Source organism: Pseudomonas sp. NPDC089534 (assembly GCF_044749305.1).
Taxonomy (GTDB): domain Bacteria; phylum Pseudomonadota; class Gammaproteobacteria; order Pseudomonadales; family Pseudomonadaceae; genus Aquipseudomonas; species Aquipseudomonas ekonensis.
Map to the genome: position 1 here is coordinate 103,204 of NZ_JBIVHR010000003.1, position 18,517 is coordinate 121,720.

An 18,517-nucleotide genomic window follows, 5' to 3' on the forward strand; every position below is an offset into this window, starting at 1 on the left:
TTTAGCTTTCCCAGGCTGTGCGCAGCGGGCACGGACTCGATGCTGCGCGCTTCTTTTTCCGAAATTACAGCAGGTTACCTCCATGCGATTCAGTGAACTGATGGCTGTACTCTCCACCCATGCGATCCGCCTTCAACAGGACGATGAAGATCTGGTCATTCTGGGCAGCGACGACGCGCTGGACGACGCGTTGTGGGACAGCCTCGCCGAACACAAGGCGCAATTGCTGGAACTGGTCGCCCGCCACGGCGGCGACTGGCAGAGCCCGGCGCTGCGCATCACCCCGGACATGCTGCCGCTGGCGGCGCTGGATCAGGACACCCTCGACCGCCTCGTCGCGGCGGTGCCGGGCGGGGCGGCCAACGTGCAGGACATCTACCCGCTGGCGCCGCTGCAGGAGGGCATGCTCTACCTGCATCTCTCGGCGGCCGAGGGTGATCCCTACGTGTCGCAGGCGCGGTTCACCTTCGACGGCCGCGAACGGCTGGAGGCGTTCGCCGACGCGCTGCGTTGGGTGATCGGCCGCCACGACATCCTGCGCACGGCCTTCGTCTGGGAACGGCTGGACGAGCCGCTGCAAGTGGTCCGGCGCGAGGCTGCGCTGGTCTGCGAAGAAGTCTCCCTGGACGGGCGCGAGGACGTGCTGACGCAACTGCTGGCGCGGCACGACCCGCGGCATTTCCGCCTCGACCTGCAGCAGGCGCCGCTGCTGCGGCTGGCGTTCGCCGAGGATCCGGCCAACGGCCGGGTAGTCGCATTGCTGTTGTTCCACCACATGATCATGGATCACATCGCGCTCGACGTGGTGCGCCGCGAGATCCAGGCGTACCTGCTCGGGCGTAGCGCCGACGTCGCGGCGGCGGTGCCGTACCGCAACCACCTGGCCAGCGCCCGTCTCGCGGCGGACGGGCAGGCGCACGAAGCCTTCTTCCGCGACATGCTCGCCGACATCGACGAACCGACGCTGCCCGGCGGCCTGCAGAACGTGCAGGGCGACGGCCAGGGCATCGAAGAGGCCTGGCGCATGCTCGACGGCGGCTTGAGCCTGCGCCTGCGCGGGCAGGCGCGGCAGTTGGGGGTGAGCGTGGCCAGCCTGATGCACCTGGCGCTGGCGCGGGTGCTGGGGCAGCTGTCCGGGCGCACGGCGGTGGTGTTCGGCACCGTGCTGCTGGGGCGGATGGAGGCGGGCGACGGCGTCGAACAGGCCTTGGGCATGTTCATCAACACCTTGCCGCTGCGGGTGGATGTTGGCGACGCCAGCGTGCGCGACGGCGTACTGGCGACCCACCGGCGCCTGACCGCGCTGCTGGCCCACGAACAGGCGTCTCTCGCGCTGGCCCAGCGCTGCAGTGCCGTGGCGGTGCCGACGCCGCTGTTCAGCGCCATGCTCAACTACCGGCACAGCAGCGCCGAGGAAGTGGCCGAGGTGATCGACCTGGCGCCGGGCGTGCAGGTGTTGGGCGCCCGCGAGCGCACCAACTACCCGCTGACCGTCAACATCGACGACCTCGGCCAAGACCTGCGCATCACCGCGCTGGCCGACGAGGCCCTGGGCGCCGAGCGCATCGCCGGCTACCTGCACACGGCGCTGGAAAGCCTCGCCGACGCCTTGCAGGATCGTCCGCAGGCGCCGCTGCACAGCCTGAACATCCTGCCGGCCGCCGAGCGCGAGTACCTGCTGCACGGCGTCAACGCGCCGCTGGAAACGTTCCCCGACACGCCGCTGATCCATCAGCAGTTCGAAGCCCACGCGCAGAGCCGGCCAGAGGCGGTGGCGCTGCTGTTCGAAGAGAAGACTTACAGCTACGGCGGACTCAACCGTCAGGCCAACCGGATGGCCCACCGCCTGCTGGCCATGGGCATCCGCCCCGACGACCGGGTCGCGATCTGCGTCGAACGGGGCCCGCAGATGATCGTCGGCCTGCTGGCCGTGCTCAAGGCCGGCGCGGGGTATGTGCCCATCGATCCCGCCTACCCGCTGGAGCGGATCGCCTTCACCCTCGAAGACAGCGCGCCCGTGGCGGTGCTGACGCAGGCCGGGGCACGGGATCGGCTGGGGGCCTCTTCGGTGCCGCAGATCGACCTCGACGACCACGACCTGCAGGGCGAACCGGACGTCAACCCGCAGGTGCTGGAACTGTCCCCGGCGCACCTGGCCTATGTGATCTACACCTCCGGCTCCACCGGCCTGCCCAAAGGGGTGATGGTCGAACACCGCAACGTGGCCCGGCTGTTTTCCGCGACCCACGACTGGTTCCAGTTCAACCCGCAGGACGTCTGGGCGCTGTTCCACTCTTTTGCCTTCGACTTCTCGGTGTGGGAAATCTGGGGCGCGCTGGCGTTCGGCGGCCAGTTGCTGGTGGTGCCGCAGCGCATCAGCCGCTCGCCGGACGAGTGCTACGCGCTGCTGTGCCGTGCCGGCGTCACTGTGCTCAACCAGACGCCGAGCGCATTCCGCCAGATGATCGCCGCCCAGGGCCGCAGCCCGTTGCAGCACTCGCTGCGCGAGGTGATTTTCGGTGGCGAGGCGCTGGAGCCGGGATCGCTCAAACCGTGGTACGCACGGGTCGGCAACGCCGGCACCCGCCTGGTGAACATGTACGGCATCACCGAAACCACGGTGCACGTGACCTTTCGGCCGCTGGAGGCGGCGGATGCGCAATCGGTCGGGGCCAGCCCGATCGGCGTGCGCATCCCCGACCTGCAACTGTACGTGCTCGACGCCCGCCGCGAGCCGTTGCCGGTCGGCGTGGCCGGTGAGCTGTACGTCGGCGGCGCCGGGGTGGCCCGGGGTTACCTGAACCGTGAGACCCTCACCGCCGAACGCTTCATCGCCGACCCGTTCAGCCACCGCGCCGAGGCCCGCCTGTACCGCACCGGCGATCTGGCGCGCCGGCTGGCGGACGGCAGCCTCGAATACCTGGGGCGCAACGACGATCAGGTGAAAATCCGCGGTTTCCGCATCGAGCTGGGCGAGATCGAAGCGCGCCTGGCCGATTGCGAAGGGGTGCGCGAAGCGGTGGTGATCGCCCGCGAGGACAGCCCCGGCGACCGGCGCCTGGTGGCGTACTGGCTGGCCGAAGAGGGCGTTGAGCCGAGCGCTGCGCAACTGCGCGACCGCTTGCTGCTGTCGCTGGCCGACTACATGGTGCCGAGCGCGTTCGTGCGGCTCGACGCGTTCCCGCTGACCGCCAACGGCAAACTGGACCGCAAGGCGTTGCCGCCGCCCGACGGCGAAGCCTTCGCCCGCCGTGGCCACGAAGCGCCGGTGGGCGAAACCGAAACCCGCATCGCCGCGATCTGGCAGGCGCTGCTGGGGCTGGAGACGGTCGGCCGGCACGACAACTTCTTCGAGCTGGGCGGCCATTCGCTGCTGGCGGTCAAACTGATCGAACGCATGCGTCAGCAGGACATGCACTGCGACGTGCGCGTGCTGTTCGGTCAGCCGAGCGTGGCCGCGCTGGCGGCAACCCTGGGCGCGGCGCAGACGGTCAGCGTGCCGGCCAACCGCATCGAGCAAGGCTGCACCCGCATCACCCCGGACAGGCTGCCGCTGGCCACGCTGGATCAGGCGGCCATCGACCGCATCGTCGAAACGGTGCCCGGCGGGGTCGCCAACGTGCAGGACATCTATGCCCTGGCCCCGTTGCAGGCCGGGATTCTTTATCACCACCTGGCCACCGCCGAGGGCGACCCCTACGTGCTCCAGGCGCAGTTCGCCTTCGACACGCTGGCGCAGGTCAAGGCATTCGTGCGGGCCTTGAACAGCGTCATCGCCCGCCACGACATCCTGCGCACCAGTGTGGTCAGCGAGGGCCTTGAGGAGCCGGTGCAGGTGGTCTGGCGCGAGGCGCCGCTGGCGCTGGAGCGGGTCGATGCCGATCCGCAGGCCGGCGATGTCCTGCGTCAGATGCAGGAGCGCTTCGATCCGCGCCGCTTCCGTCTGGACTTCAGACGCGCGCCGCTGATGCGTTTGGCCTACACCCAGGATCCGCAACGCAACCGCTGGATCGGCATCCTGCTGCTGCATCACATCGTGCTCGACCACACCGCGCTGGAGGTGCTGGTGGCGGAGATGGGCGACGCCCTCAACGGCCGCGCCGCCCAAGGGCCGGCGGCGGTGCAGTACCGCAACTACGTGGCGCAGGCCCGTCTCGGCGCCGGGGCCGACGCCCACGAGGCGTTCTTCCGCGAGATGCTCGGCGACATCGAAGAGCCGACCGTGGCGTTCGGCCTGCACGACGTGCACGGCGACGGCAGCACCGTCATCGAGAGCGAAATGGCCCTGGACGACAGCCTGGTCGGGCGCCTGCGCGAGCAGGCCCGGCGGCGCGGGATCAGCCTGGCGAGCCTGGTGCACCAGGGCTGGGGCCAGGTGCTGGCGCAGATGTCGGGCCGCGACGACGTGGTGTTCGGCACCGTGCTGCTCGGGCGGATGCAGGGCGGCGAGGGCGCCGACCGGGCGCTGGGGATGTTCATCAACACCTTGCCGCTGCGGGTCGGCGCCGGGGCGGTTTCAGTGGAAGAGGGCGTGCGCGCGACCCACGAGCGGCTGGCGCAACTGCTCGGCCATGAACAGGCGTCACTGGCCCAGGCCCTGCGCTGCAGCGGCGTGCCGGGCGCGTTGCCGCTGTTCAGCACCTTGCTCAACTACCGTCACAGCGCGCCGCAGGCACCGGGACTGGACTGGGACGGCATCCACGTCCTCAGTTCCCGCGAACGCAGCAACTACCCGCTGGCGGTCAACGTCGACGACTTCGGCCAAGGCCTGCGCCTGACGGTGCAGGCCGTGCCGGCGGTGGACGGCGCACGGGTCTGCCACCTGCTGCAAACGGCTCTGCAGGGGCTGGCCGACGCACTGGAACACGACCCGGCCAAGCCGCTGCATCAGGTGTCGGTGCTGTCGGCGGGCGAGCGTCAGCGGCTGCTGATCGGCTTCAACCTGACCGGGCGCGAATACCCGTGCCAGCAGACCGTCCACCGTCTGTTCGAGGCACAGGCCGCGCTGCGTCAGGACGCGCTGGCGGCGGTGCAGGGCGATGTGCAGTTGAGCTACCGCGAACTCAACCGCCGTGCCAACCAGCTTGCCCACTACCTGATCGAGCTGGGCGTGCAGCCGGGCCACAGCGTGGCGACGCTGCTGCCCCGGTCGCTGGACCTGCTGGTGGCGCAACTGGCGATCGGCAAGTGCGCGGCGGTGTACGTGCCGCTGGACATCAACGCCCCGGCCGAGCGCCAGGCGTTCATGGCGCAGGACAGCCGGACGGTCCTGCTGCTGACCCGCACCGACGAGGCCGCCGACTACGCATCGTGGCGCCTGGACCTCGACACACTGGCGCTGAACCATCACCCGGCCCACAACCCTGAACTGCGGCAATCGTCCGAATCGGTGGCGTACATCATGTACACCTCCGGCTCCACCGGCACCCCAAAGGGCGTGCTGGTGCCGCACCGGGCCATCGCGCGGCTGGTGATCAACAACGGCTATGCCGATTTCAATGCCGAAGACCGGGTGGCGTTCGCGTCGAATCCGGCGTTCGACGCCAGCACCATGGACGTCTGGGGCGCGCTGCTCAACGGCGGCCAGGTCGTGGTGATCGATCATCGGACCCTGCTGGATCCGCAGGCGTTCGGCCGTGAGCTGACGGCGTCCGGGGTGACGGTGCTGTTCGTCACCACCGCGCTGTTCAACCAGTACGTGCAGTTGATCCCGCAGGCGCTCAAAGGCCTGCGCATCCTGCTGTGCGGCGGCGAGCGCGGGGACCCGGCGGCGTTCCGCCGTCTGCGGGCCGAGGCGCCGGACCTGCGCATCGTGCATTGCTACGGGCCGACCGAAACCACCACCTACGCGACTACCTTCGAGGTGCGCGACGTGGCGGCGGACGCCGAGAGCGTGTCCATCGGCGGGCCGATCTCCAACACCCAGGTGTACGTGCTCGACGCCCGGCAACAGCCGGTGCCGTGCGGCGCGACCGGTGAGCTGTACATCGGCGGGGACGGCGTGGCGCTGGGTTACCTGAACCGGCCGGACCTGACCGCCGAGAAATTCCTCAAGGATCCGTTCAGCGACCGGCCCGGTGCGTTGCTCTACCGCACCGGCGACCTCGCCCGCTGGATGGCGCCGGGGCAGTTGGAGTGCCTGGGGCGCAACGACGATCAGGTGAAGGTGCGCGGTTTCCGCATCGAGCTCGGCGAGATCGAGACCCGGCTCGCCGCCTGCGCCGGCGTCAGCGAAGCCGTGGTGCTGGTGCGCGAGGCCGAGCCGGGCGACAAGCGCCTGGTGGCCTGGTTCATTGCGCGCGACAACGCTTCGCCGCCGACCGCCGCCGAATTGCACGCGGCCCTGCAAGGCCAACTGCCGGACTACATGATCCCGTCCGCCTTCGTGCGGGTGGACGCCTGGCCGCTGACCGCCAACGGCAAGCTGGACCGCAAGGCCTTGCCGGCGCCGGATCGGGAGGCGCTGATCAGCCGTGGTTTCGAAGCGCCGCAGGGCGAAGTCGAAATCGCCCTGGCGCAGATCTGGGCCAGCTTGCTCAAGGTCGAGCGCGTCGGTCGGCACGACCATTTCTTTGAGCTGGGCGGCCACTCGCTGCTGGCGGTCAGCCTGATCGAACGCATGCGCCGGATCGGCCTGAGCACCGACGTGCGCGCTCTGTTCAGCCAGCCGACCCTGGCGGCGCTGGCTGCTGCGGTGGGCAGCGGGCGCGAGATCGACGTGCCGGCCAACCGCATTGCCGACGGCTGCACGCACATCACCCCGGGCATGCTCACCCTGACCGAGCTGGATCAGGCCGCCATCGACCGCATCGTCGCCACGGTGCCGTTCGGCGCCGCCAACGTGCAGGACATCTACCCGCTGGCGCCGCTGCAAGAGGGCATCCTCTATCACCACCTCAGCGCCGAAGAGGGCGACCCGTACCTGCTGCAATCGCGCATGGCCTTCGACAGCGTCGAGCGCCTGCATGCCTTCGCCGCCACGTTGCAGAAGGTCATCGCCCGTCACGACATCCTGCGCACCAGCGTGGTCTGGGAAGGTCTGCCGAGCCCGCAGCAAGTGGTCTGGCGCCACGCCGACCTGGCGTTGCAGCACGTGGCGCTGGCGCCTGCGGACGGCGACATCCTCGAACAGCTGCACCAACGCTTCGACGCCCGCCATCACCGCTTCGACCTGAGCCGCGCGCCGCTGCTGCGCATGGTCTACGCCGAGGACCCGGCGCAGCGCCGGGTGGTGGCGATCGTGCTGTTCCATCACTTGATCCTCGACCACACCGCCATGGAAGTGGTGGGCCAGGAAATGCGCGCGTTCATGTTCGACCGCGCCGACACGCTGGCCGCGCCGACGCCGTACCGCAACTATGTGGCCCAGGCGCGCTTGGGTGCGGGCCAACAGGAACACGAGGCGTTCTTCCGCGAGATGCTCGGCGACATCGACGAGCCGACGCTGCCTTTCGGCCTGCACGATGTGCAGGGCGACGGACGCGACATCGAGGAAGCCCTGCAACCGCTGGACGACGACTTGAGCCTTCGCCTGCGCGACCAGGCGCGGCAATTGGGCGTCAGCGCCGCGAGCCTGATGCACCTGGCCTGGGCCCAGGTCGTGGGCGTGCTGGCCAACCGGCGCGACGTGGTGTTCGGCACGGTGCTGATGGGCCGGATGCAGGGCGGCGAGGGCGCCGACCGGACGCTGGGGGTGTTCATCAACACCTTGCCGTTGCGGGTCGATGTCGGCCAAGGCGTGCGCGACGGCGTCAGGGCCGTGCATGCCCGGCTCACCGCGCTGCTCGGCCATGAGCATGCCTCGCTGGCGTTGGCCCAGCGTTGCAGCGGGGTGGCCGGATCGTCGCCGCTGTTCAGCGCGCTGCTCAACTACCGCTACAGCGCGGCCGAACACCAGGCCCGCGACGGCGAAGGGATCTGGGAGGGCGTGCAACTGCTCGGCGGCGAAGAGCGCAGCAACTACCCGCTGACCCTGAGCGTCGATGACCTGGGCGAAGGGTTCGCCCTCGCGGTGCTGGCGGCGGGCGGGATCGGCGCGCAGCGGATCTGCGCCTACATGCACACGGCGCTGGAGCGCCTGGCCGACGCGCTGGAGCAGTCGCCGGACGTGGCGCTGAACCGTCTGCCGATCCTCTCGACCGCCGAGCAGGCACGCCTGCTCGAAGGCTTCAACCCGCCGGTGACGGCCTATCCCCGCGGCGCAACGATCCATGCCCTGGTGGAGGCCCAGGCCGAACGCAACCCGCAGGCGCCTGCGGTCATCCAAGGTGCGGAACAACTGACCTACGGCCAGCTCAACCGCCGCGCCAACCGTTTGGCCCATCACCTGCTCGGCCTCGGCGTGCGGCCGGACGACCGCATCGCGATCTGCGTGAACCGCAGCCCGGACATGCTGGTGGGGCTGCTGGCGATCCTCAAGGCCGGCGCCGGTTATGTGCCGGTGGATCCGGCGTACCCGGCCGAGCGCATCGCCTACCTGTTGCAGGACAGCGCCCCGGTGGCGGCGCTGGCGCAGACAGCGACCCTGCACCTGACCGGCGCACTGCCCGTGGTGAACCTGGACGCCGGCGACTGGCAAGTGCAGCCGGACCGCAATCCGCAGTTGCCGACCCTGACCCCGGCGCACTTGGCCTACGTGATCTACACCTCCGGCTCCACCGGCCAGCCCAAGGGCGTGATGGTCGAGCACGCGACCCTGGAGAACCTCGTGCACTGGCACGCCGAAGCCTTCGACCTGCACGCCGGCAGCCACACCGCCAGCGTCGCCGGGTTCGGCTTCGACGCCATGGCCTGGGAAGTCTGGCCGGCGCTGTGCATGGGCGCGACCCTGCACCTGCCGCCGGCCGCGATCGGCAACGAACACCTGGACGAACTGCTCGACTGGTGGCGGGCGCAGCCGTTGCAGGTCAGCTTCCTGCCGACGCCGGTGGCCGAATACGCCTTCAGCCGCGAACTGCAGCACCCGACCTTGCGCACCTTGCTGATCGGCGGCGACCGGCTGCGCCGGTTCGACCGCGAACAGACCTTCGCCGTGGTCAACAACTACGGCCCGACCGAAGCGACCGTGGTCGCCACCTCCGGCCCGGTCGAGGCGGGCGGTACGCTGCACATCGGCAAGCCGATGGCCAACGCCCGGGTCTACCTGCTGGACGAGCAGCAGCGTCCGGTGCCGGTCGGCGTGGCCGGCGAGCTGTACGTGGCCGGCGCCGGGGTGGCGCGGGGTTACCTGAACCGGGCGCAGCTGACGGCCGAACGGTTCCTCGGCGATCCGTTCAGCGATGAACCGCAGGCGCGCATGTACCGCACCGGCGACCTCGCACGCTGGCGGCCCGACGGCAACATCGACTACCTGGGGCGCAACGACGATCAGGTGAAACTGCGCGGCGTGCGGGTCGAGCTGGGGGAAATCGAAGCGGCGCTGGCCCGCCATCCGGCGGTGCAGGAGGCCGTGGCGCTGGTGCGCGACGGGCAATTGCTGGCGTGGTTCACCGCCCAGGCAGCGGTCGGCATCGACGCGCTGCGCAGCCATCTGCACAGCCTGCTGCCGCAGGCGCTGGTGCCGGCGGCCTATGTGCGGCTCGACGCCTTGCCGCTGACCGCCAACGGCAAGCTGGACCGCAAGGCCTTGCCCGAGCCGGGGCCGGACGCCTGGCTGAGCCGTGGCTACGAAGCGCCGCAGGGCCCGGTCGAGACCGCGCTGGCGCAGATCTGGGCAGACGTGCTGAAGGTGGAGCAGGTCGGCCGCCACGACCATTTCTTCGAACTGGGCGGGCATTCGCTGCTGGCGGTGAGCCTGATCGAGCGCATGCGCCAGATCGGCCTGAGCACCGACGTGCGCGTGCTGTTCAGCCAGCCGACCCTGGCGGCGCTGGCCGCTGCGGTGGGCAGCGGGCGCGAAGTGGCCGTGCCGCCCAACCGCATCCCGGACGGTTGCACCCGCATCACCCCGGACCTGCTGACCCTGATCGAGCTGGATCAGGACAGCATCGACCGGGTGGTGGCGACGGTGCCCGGCGGTGCGGCCAACGTGCAGGACATCTACCCGCTGGCGCCGTTGCAGGAGGGGATTCTCTACCACCACCTCAGCGCCGTGGAGGGCGACCCGTACCTGCTGCAATCGCAGATGGCGTTCGACAGCCCGGCGCGGCTGGCGACCTTCGCCGCAGCGCTCGACCAAGTCATCGCGCGGCACGACATCCTGCGCACCGGCGTGGTGTGGCAGGGGCTGGCGACGCCGGTGCAGGTGGTCTGGCGCCATGCCGCGCTGTCGCTCGAAGAGGTGACGGTGGATCCGGCGCTGGGGGATGTGGCCGGGCAGTTGCAGGCGCGGTTCGATGCGCGGCAGGTGCGCCTGGACATCAGTCAGGCGCCGATGATGCGGCTGGTGCATGCGCAGGATCCGGCCAATGGCCGGGTGGTGGCCACGCTGCTGTTCCATCACATCAAGATGGATCACACGGCCATGGACACGGTGCGCCAGGAAATCCAGGCCATCATGCAGGGCGACGACCGCGTGCCCATGGCCTCGGTGCCTTATCGCAACTATGTGGCCCAGACCCGTTTGGGAACCCGCGAGCAGGAGCACGAAGCGTTCTTCCGCGACCTGCTCGGTGACGTCGACGAGCCGACGCTGCCGTTTGGCTTGCTGGATGTGCAGGGGGGCGGGCATGAGCTTGAGGAAGTTCGCCAGATGTTGCCTTCAGCCCTGTCCCTGCGTCTGCGCAGCCAGGCGCGACTGGCGGGGGTGAGCGCGGCCAGCCTGTTCCATTTGGCGTGGGCGCGGGTGCTGGGCGCCGCGTCCGGCCAGGACCGGGTGGTGTTCGGTACGGTGCTGCTGGGCCGGATGCAGGCCGGCGCCGGCGCCGACCGTGCGTTGGGGATGTTCATCAATACCCTGCCGTTGCGGGTGGATCTGGGCGAGACCGGCGTGCGCATCGGCGTCAAGACAACCCACGAACGGCTGACCGCGCTGTTGGGGCATGAGCATGCCTCGTTGGCCCTGGCCCAGCGTTGCAGCGGCGTGCCGGTGCCGTCACCGCTGTTCAGCGCGATCCTCAACTACCGCCACAGCGAAAACGACGAGCCGCAACAGGCTGTGCGCCAGGCTTGGGAGGGCATCGAGACCCTGGCCAGTGAAGGGCGCACCAACTATCCGTTGTCGCTGAATGCCGACGACCTGGGCCGCGAATTCAGAATCACGGCGATGACACCGGCCCGCATCGGCGCCGCGAAGGTGTGCGGCTACATGCAGCAGGCGCTGACGGCGCTGGTCGACGCCTTGGAGCAGTCACCGCAGCAACCGTTGAACCGGTTGGCGGTGCTGCCGGACGAGGAGCGCCGCCAGGTGCTGCACGAGCTCAACGCCACCGAGGTCGGCCACGATCTGGAGCAGACCGTCCACGCGCTGTTCGAGGCCCGGGCGCAACGCTCGCCGCTGGCCGTGGCTGTGCAGTGCGGCGGGCAGCGCCTGAGCTACGCCGAGCTGGACGGGCAGGCCAACCGCCTGGCGCATCACCTGCAAGGCCTGGGCGTCGGGCCGGACTCGCGTGTGGCGATCTGCGTCGAGCGCGGCCCGGACATGGTGGTCGGCCTGCTGGCGATCCTCAAGGCCGGCGGCGCCTACGTGCCGCTGGATCCGGGCTACCCGGCGGACCGTGTGGCCTACATGCTCAAGGACAGTCAACCGGTGGCCGTGCTGATGCACGGCGCCACCCGGTCCTTGCTGGAGGGCACCGGGGTGGCGCAGGTCGACCTCGACCGCCGCACCTGGCAGGCCAATCCGGAGACGGCCCCGCCGGTGCCGGGCCTGAGCCCGTCGAACCTGGCCTACGTGATCTACACCTCCGGCACCACCGGGCGGCCGAAGGGCGTGATGGTCGAGCACCGCAGCCTGGTCAACCTGGTGCACTGGAGCGCCCGGCACTGCCCGCAGGCGGTGGACGGCGCCCTGTTGCAGAAGACGCCGTGCAGTTTCGACGCGTCGGTGTGGGAGCTTTTCTGGCCGCTGACCGCCGGCCTGCGGTTGGTGCTGGCCGGCCCGGACGACCACCGCGACCCGGCCGAGCTCGCGCGTTTGGTCATCGAGCAGCGCATCAGCGTGATCCAGTTCGTGCCGGTGCTGCTGCAGCAGTTCATCGAGCTTGAGCAGGCCGGCCAGTGCACCCGCCTCACCGATGTGTTCTGCGGCGGCGGCGAACTGACCGCCGCGCTGGCGCGCAAGGTGCGCGAGCGTCTGCCGCAGGTGCGTTTGCACAACGTCTACGGCCCGACCGAAACCACGGTGGATGCGACGGTGTGGACGCTGGAACCGTCCGTTGCGGTTCCGGAGCAGGCGCCGCCCATCGGCCGCGCCGTGGACAACACCCTGCTGTACGTCCTGGATTCCGGGCAACAACCGGTGCCGCTGGGGGTGGCGGGCGAGCTGTGCATCGGCGGGGGGCAGGTGGCCCGGGGTTACATGAACCGACCGGAGCTGACCGGCGAGCGTTTCCTCAAGGATCCGTTCAGCGGCCGGCCGGGCGCCCGGATGTACCGCACCGGCGACATCGTCCGGTACGGGGCCGACGGCCAGCTTGAGTACCTGGGGCGCAACGACGACCAGGTGAAGCTGCGCGGGCTGCGCATCGAACCGGGCGAAATCCAGGCGTGCCTGGAACAGGTCGACGGCGTGCGCGAGGCGGCGGTGCTGATCCGCGAAGAGGCGTCCGGAGACAAGCGCCTGGTGGCCTACTGCACCGGCGAGCGGCAAGACGCCGCGAGCCTGCGCAGCCATCTGCTGGCGCGTTTGCCGGACTACATGGTGCCGACCGCGTTCGTGCACCTGGAGGCGTTGCCGCTGAGCCCCAACGGCAAGCTCGACCGCCGGGCGCTGCCGGCGCCGGACGAGACCTCGGTCATCACCCGCGAATACGAAGCCCCGCAGGGTGAGACGGAAATCCTCCTCGCGCGGCTGTGGGCCGAACTGCTCAAGGTGGAGCGGATCGGCCGGCACGACCATTTCTTTGAATTGGGCGGGCACTCGCTGCTGGCGGTCAGTCTGATCGGCCGGTTGCGACAGGAAGGCATGGAAGCCGACGTCAGGGCGCTGTTCGAACACCCGACCCTGGCCGGTTACGCGGCAATTACGGAAAGAATGGAGATCGTTCTGTGAACCTGATCGAACTGTTGGCGACACTCAAAGCGAAAGACATCCAATTGGCGGTCTCGGACGACCAACTGCGGGTGCAAGGCAACAAACAGGCCCTGAGCGACCCTGCAGTGCTGGCGCTGCTGCGTGAGCACAAGGCCGCGCTGATCGAACTGATCAAGGCCGGCGGGTATTCGGCCGCCAAGCACGGCCAGGTCGAGGTGCCGGCCAACGGCATCGTCCCCGGCACCCCCCGCATCACCCCGGCGATGGTCACCCTGGCGGAGGTGAGCCAGGACACCCTCGATGAGCTCGTCGCCGACGTACCGGGCGGCGCCGAAAACGTGCAGGACATCTACCCGCTGGCGCCGTTGCAGGAGGGCATCCTGTTTCACCACGCCAGCGGCGGCGAAGGCGATCCTTACGTGATGCAGGCGCAGTTCGCGTTCACCGACATGCAGCGTTTCCAGGCGTTCGCCCAGGCCTTGCAGACCGTGATCAACCGCCACGACATCCTGCGCACCGCCGTGGTCTGGGAAGGCCTGGACGCGCCGCTGCAAGTGGTGTGGCGCCGGGCGCACCTGCCGCTGGAAGAGTTCGTGCCGCAGGACGGCGAAGCCGACGCGCTGGCGCAACTGAACGCGCATTTCGATCCGCGGCATTTCCGCCTCGACGTCAGCCGGGCGCCGATGCTGCGTCTGGCGTATGCGAAAGACACCGCCGGGCAACGCATCGTCGCCACGCTGCTGTTCCACCACATGGCGATGGACCACTCGGCGCTGGAGGTGGTGAGCCACGAGATGCGCGAGTGCCTGTCGGGGCAGGGCGCACGGCTGGGACGGCCGGTGCCGTTTCGCAATTACGTGGCCCAGGCGCGGCTGGGCATCAGCGAAGCCGAACATGAGGCGTTCTTTCGCGACATGCTCGGCGACATCGACGAACCGACGCTGCCGTTCGGCTTGCAGGACGTGCAGGGCGACGGTCAAGGCATCGCCGAGCTGGGCATGCCGGTGGAGCCGGAGCTGGGGCAGCGCCTGCGCACGCAGGCGCGGCAACTCGGCGTGAGTGCGGCGAGCCTGTTCCACCTGGCCTGGGCGCAGGTGCTGGCCACGCTCACCGGCAAACCGTCGGTGGTGTTCGGCACGGTGCTGATGGGGCGCCTGCAAGGCGCCGAAGCCATCGACCGGGCCCTGGGGATCTTCATCAATACGCTGCCGGTGCGGCTGGACATCGACGGGCAGGGCGTGCGCGCCGCCGTCCAGGCGACCCACGCGCGCCTCACCACCCTGATGCGCCACGAACACGCGCCGCTGGCGCTGGCCCAGCGGTGCAGCCAGGTGGCCGCGCCGACGCCGTTGTTCAGTGCGTTGTTCAACTACCGCCACAGCCATGGCGCGGCGGCTGCGCACGCCCAGGCGCAGACAGCCTGGGAAGGCATCACCAACCTGCACGCCGAGGAGCGCAGCAACTATCCGCTGACGCTCAGCGTCGACGATTTCGGCGACGCCTTCCGCCTGATGCTGCTGGCCTCCACGCAGCTTGATCCGCAGCGGGTCTGCGGTTACATGCATTGCGCCGTGGAAGGCCTTGTCCAGGCGCTGGAGCAGACGCCGGATGTCCCGGTTGATGAACTGTCGGTGCTGCCAACGGCCGAGCGTGAGCAAGTGCTGTCCGGCTTCAACGCCACCGCCGTCGACTACCCGCAAGGCCTCACCACCCAGCAACGCTTCGAGGCCCAGGCCGAACAGCGGCCCGACGCCGTGGCTGCTGCGTTCCTCGGCGAGCAGCTGACCTACGCCGACCTCAACCGCCGGGCCAACGCCCTGGCCCGGCACCTGACCGGGCTGGGCGTGGGGCCTGACGACCGCGTGGCCATCGTCGCCCGCCGTGGGCTGGACACCCTGGTCGGCCTGGTGGCGATCCTCAAGGCCGGCGCCGGCTATGTGCCGGTGGATCCGTCGCACCCGGCCGAGCGCCTGGAATACCTGCTCAGCGACAGCGCCCCGGTGGCGGTGCTGACCCAGAGCGGTTTGCGCGAGCGGCTGCCGGCGCTGGACGTGCCGGTGCTCGACCTCGACCTGGCGCAATGGCCGGCGGACGACGCCGGCAACCCGCAGGTGCCGGGCCTTACCCCGGAACACCTGGCCTACGTGATCTACACCTCCGGCTCCACCGGCCTGCCGAAAGGCGTGATGGTCGAGCACCAGACCCTGGGCAACCTGATCGACTGGCACTGCGCGGCGTTCGACCTGTGCGCCGGGCTCCACACCTCGAGCCTGGCCGGCTTCGGCTTCGACGCCATGGCCTGGGAGGTCTGGCCGGCGCTGTGCGCGGGCGCGACCCTGCACCTGGCGCCGGTCCACGACGGCACCGAAGACATCGACGCGCTGCTCGGCTGGTGGCGCGAGCAGCCGCTGGACGTCAGCTTCCTGCCGACCCCAGTGGCCGAGTACGCCTTCGGCCAGAACATCGGGCATCCGACCCTGCGCACGCTGCTGATCGGCGGCGACCGCCTGCGCCAGTTCGGCCGCAGCCAGACCTTCGACGTGATCAACAACTACGGCCCGACCGAGGCCACGGTGGTGGCCACCTCGGGCCGGATCGAGGCGGGGCAGACCCTGCACATCGGCCGCCCGGTGGCCAACGCCACGGTGTACCTGCTGGACGAACAGCAGCGCCCGGTGCCGATCGGCGTGGCCGGCGAGCTGTACGTCGGCGGCGCCGGCGTCGCCCGGGGCTACCTCAACCGTCCGGAGCTGACCGAAGAACGCTTCCTGCAAGACCCGTTCAACCCCGGCCGGATGTACCGCACCGGCGACCTGGCGCGCTGGCGCGAGGACGGCTCCATCGAGTACCTGGGGCGCAACGACGACCAGGTGAAGATCCGCGGCGTGCGCATCGAGCTGGGCGAGATCGAAAGCCGCCTCAACCACCTGCCGGGCATCCAGGAGGCGGTGCTGCTGGCCCGCGAGGACGAGCCCGGCCAGGTGCGCCTGGTGGCGTACTTCACCGCCCAGGCACAGGTCGAGCCGCTGGAGGTGGGCGAGTTGCGTGCGCACCTGCTCACGCAACTGCCGGAATACATGGTGCCGACGGCGTTCGTCCGGCTCGACGCCTTGCCGCTGACCGCCAACGGCAAGCTCGACCGCCGGGCGCTGCCGAAACCCGAGCGCAGCGCGCTGTTCACCCGCGAGTACGAGGCGCCGCAGGGCGAGCTGGAAAACGCATTGGCGCAGGTCTGGGCCGAAGTGCTTCAGGTCGAAAGGGTGGGGCGCCACGACCACTTCTTCGAACTGGGCGGGCATTCGCTGCTGGCGATGCGCATGGTGTCCCAGGTGCGTCAGCGCCTGGGCGTGGAACTGGCGCTGAGCGACCTGTTCGCCAACGCCGAACTGGCCGCCGTGGCCGAGGTGCTGTCCCGTGCGGGCCGCAGCACATTGCCGGACATCGTCCCGGCACCGCGTGACCAGGCGCTGCCGCTGTCGTTCGCCCAACAGCGGCTGTGGTTCCTGTCGCAGATGGAGGGGGCCAACACCGCCTACAACATCCCGATTGCGCTGCGCCTGCGTGGGCGCCTGAATGGCGATGCCCTGCAACAGGCCTTGGCGCGTATCGTGGCCCGCCACGAAACCCTGCGCAGCCGCTTCACCGCGGTGAACGACGAAGCCCAGGTGCTGATCGCCCCGGTGGACAGCGGCCTGCCATTGCAGACCGAAGACCTGCGCCGGCACCCGCAGGCCGACGAGGCTTTGCTGGCGCTGATCGAGGGTGAAGCGTCGGCACCGTTCGACCTGGAGGACGATCCGCTGATCCGCGGACGGCTGGTGCGCATGGCCGACGATCACCACGTCTTGCTGCTGACGTTGCACCACATCGTCACCGACGGCTGGTCCATGGGCGTGCTGACCCGCGAGCTGACGGCGCTGTACCAGGCCTTCAGCCACGGCGAGCCCGATCCGCTGCCGCCGCTGGCCTTGCAGTACACCGACTACGCCGTGTGGCAGCGCCGCTGGCTCAGCGGCGAAGTGCTGCAACGCCAGAGCGATTACTGGCGCCAGACCCTGAGCGGTGCGCCGGCCTTGCTGGCGTTGCCCACCGACCGGCCGCGGCCGGCGCAGCAGGACTACGCCGGCCGCCAGATCGAAATCACCCTGGATGAACGCCTGACCGCCGGCCTCAACGCGTTGTGCCAGCGCCACGGCGTGACGCTGTACATGGTCCTCACGGGCGCGTGGGCGATGCTGATGGCGCGCCTGTCCGGCCAAGCGGACGTGGTGATCGGCTCGCCGGTGGCCAACCGTGGCCGGGCCGAGATCGAAGGCCTGATCGGCATGTTCGTCAACACCCTGGCCCTGCGCATCGACACCTCGGGCGAGCTGAATACTGAGGCGCTGCTGGCCCAGGTCAAGGCCCGCACGCTGGAGGCCCAGGCTCACCAGGATCTGCCGTTCGAGCAAGTGGTGGACATCGTCAAGCCGGAACGCAGCCTGGCCCACAGCCCGCTGTTCCAGACCCTGTTCAGCTGGGAAAGCCGCCAGGGCGAACGCCTGGTCCTGGACAACCTGGCGCTCGAAGGCGTCGCCGAGCCCAGCCACTTCGCCAAGTTCGACCTGTCGCTGACCCTGCGCGAGGCGCAAGGCGAGCTTCGCGGCACGTTGGAGTACGCCACGGCGTTGTTCGACGAAGCGACGGTCGTGCGTTACTTCGGTTACCTGCAGCGGCTGCTGCAAGCGATGGCCAGCGATGACCACGCGGTGCTGGAGCAGGTGCCGATGCTGGCGGAAGACGAGCGGCAGGCGCTGCTGTTCGATCTCAACGCCACCGACGTCGGCTACGACCTGCAACAGACGATCCATGGCCTGTTCGAGGCCCAGGCCTTGCGCACGCCGCAGGCCGTGGCGGTCAAAAGCGGCGACCGCGCCTTGAGCTATACCGAGCTGAACCGCCAGGCCAACCGTTTGGCCCGCCATTTGCGCGGGCTGGGCGTGGGGCCGGATGCGCGGGTGGGGATCTGCGTCGAGCGCAGCCCGGAGATGGTGGTGGGCTTGCTGGCGATCCTCAAGGCCGGCGGCGGCTACGTGCCGCTGGATCCGGCCTACCCGGCGGAACGCCTGGCCTACATGCTGGACGACAGCGCGCCGCTGGCGGTGCTGGTGCACGGCGCGACCCGCCGTGTGCTCGGCGAATCCGCCGCCCAGGTGGTCGACCTGGACAAGGCGGTCTGGGCATCGCAACCTGCCGACAACTTGCCGGCGCAGGGCCTGACCCCGCAACACATGGCCTACGTGATCTACACCTCCGGCTCCACCGGCCAGCCCAAAGGCGTGATCAACGAGCACTCCGGCGTGGTCAACCGCCTGCTGTGGATGCAGGACGCCTACCGCCTGAGCG

General features: G+C 69.6%; 2 protein-coding genes. Both read left to right on the forward strand.

Annotated elements, in window-relative coordinates; all coding sequences use genetic code 11:
• Positions 1-82 precede the first annotated feature (82 nt).
• Entirely contained in the window at positions 83-13,150 is a 13,068-nt protein-coding gene (locus ACIP0B_RS01890; protein ID WP_400829347.1) for an amino acid adenylation domain-containing protein, read from the forward strand.
• The coding region (locus ACIP0B_RS01895; RefSeq protein ID WP_400829349.1) for an amino acid adenylation domain-containing protein at positions 13,147-18,517 on the forward strand (5,371 nt) is incomplete at its 3' end. The genes ACIP0B_RS01890 and ACIP0B_RS01895, both read left to right, overlap by 4 nt.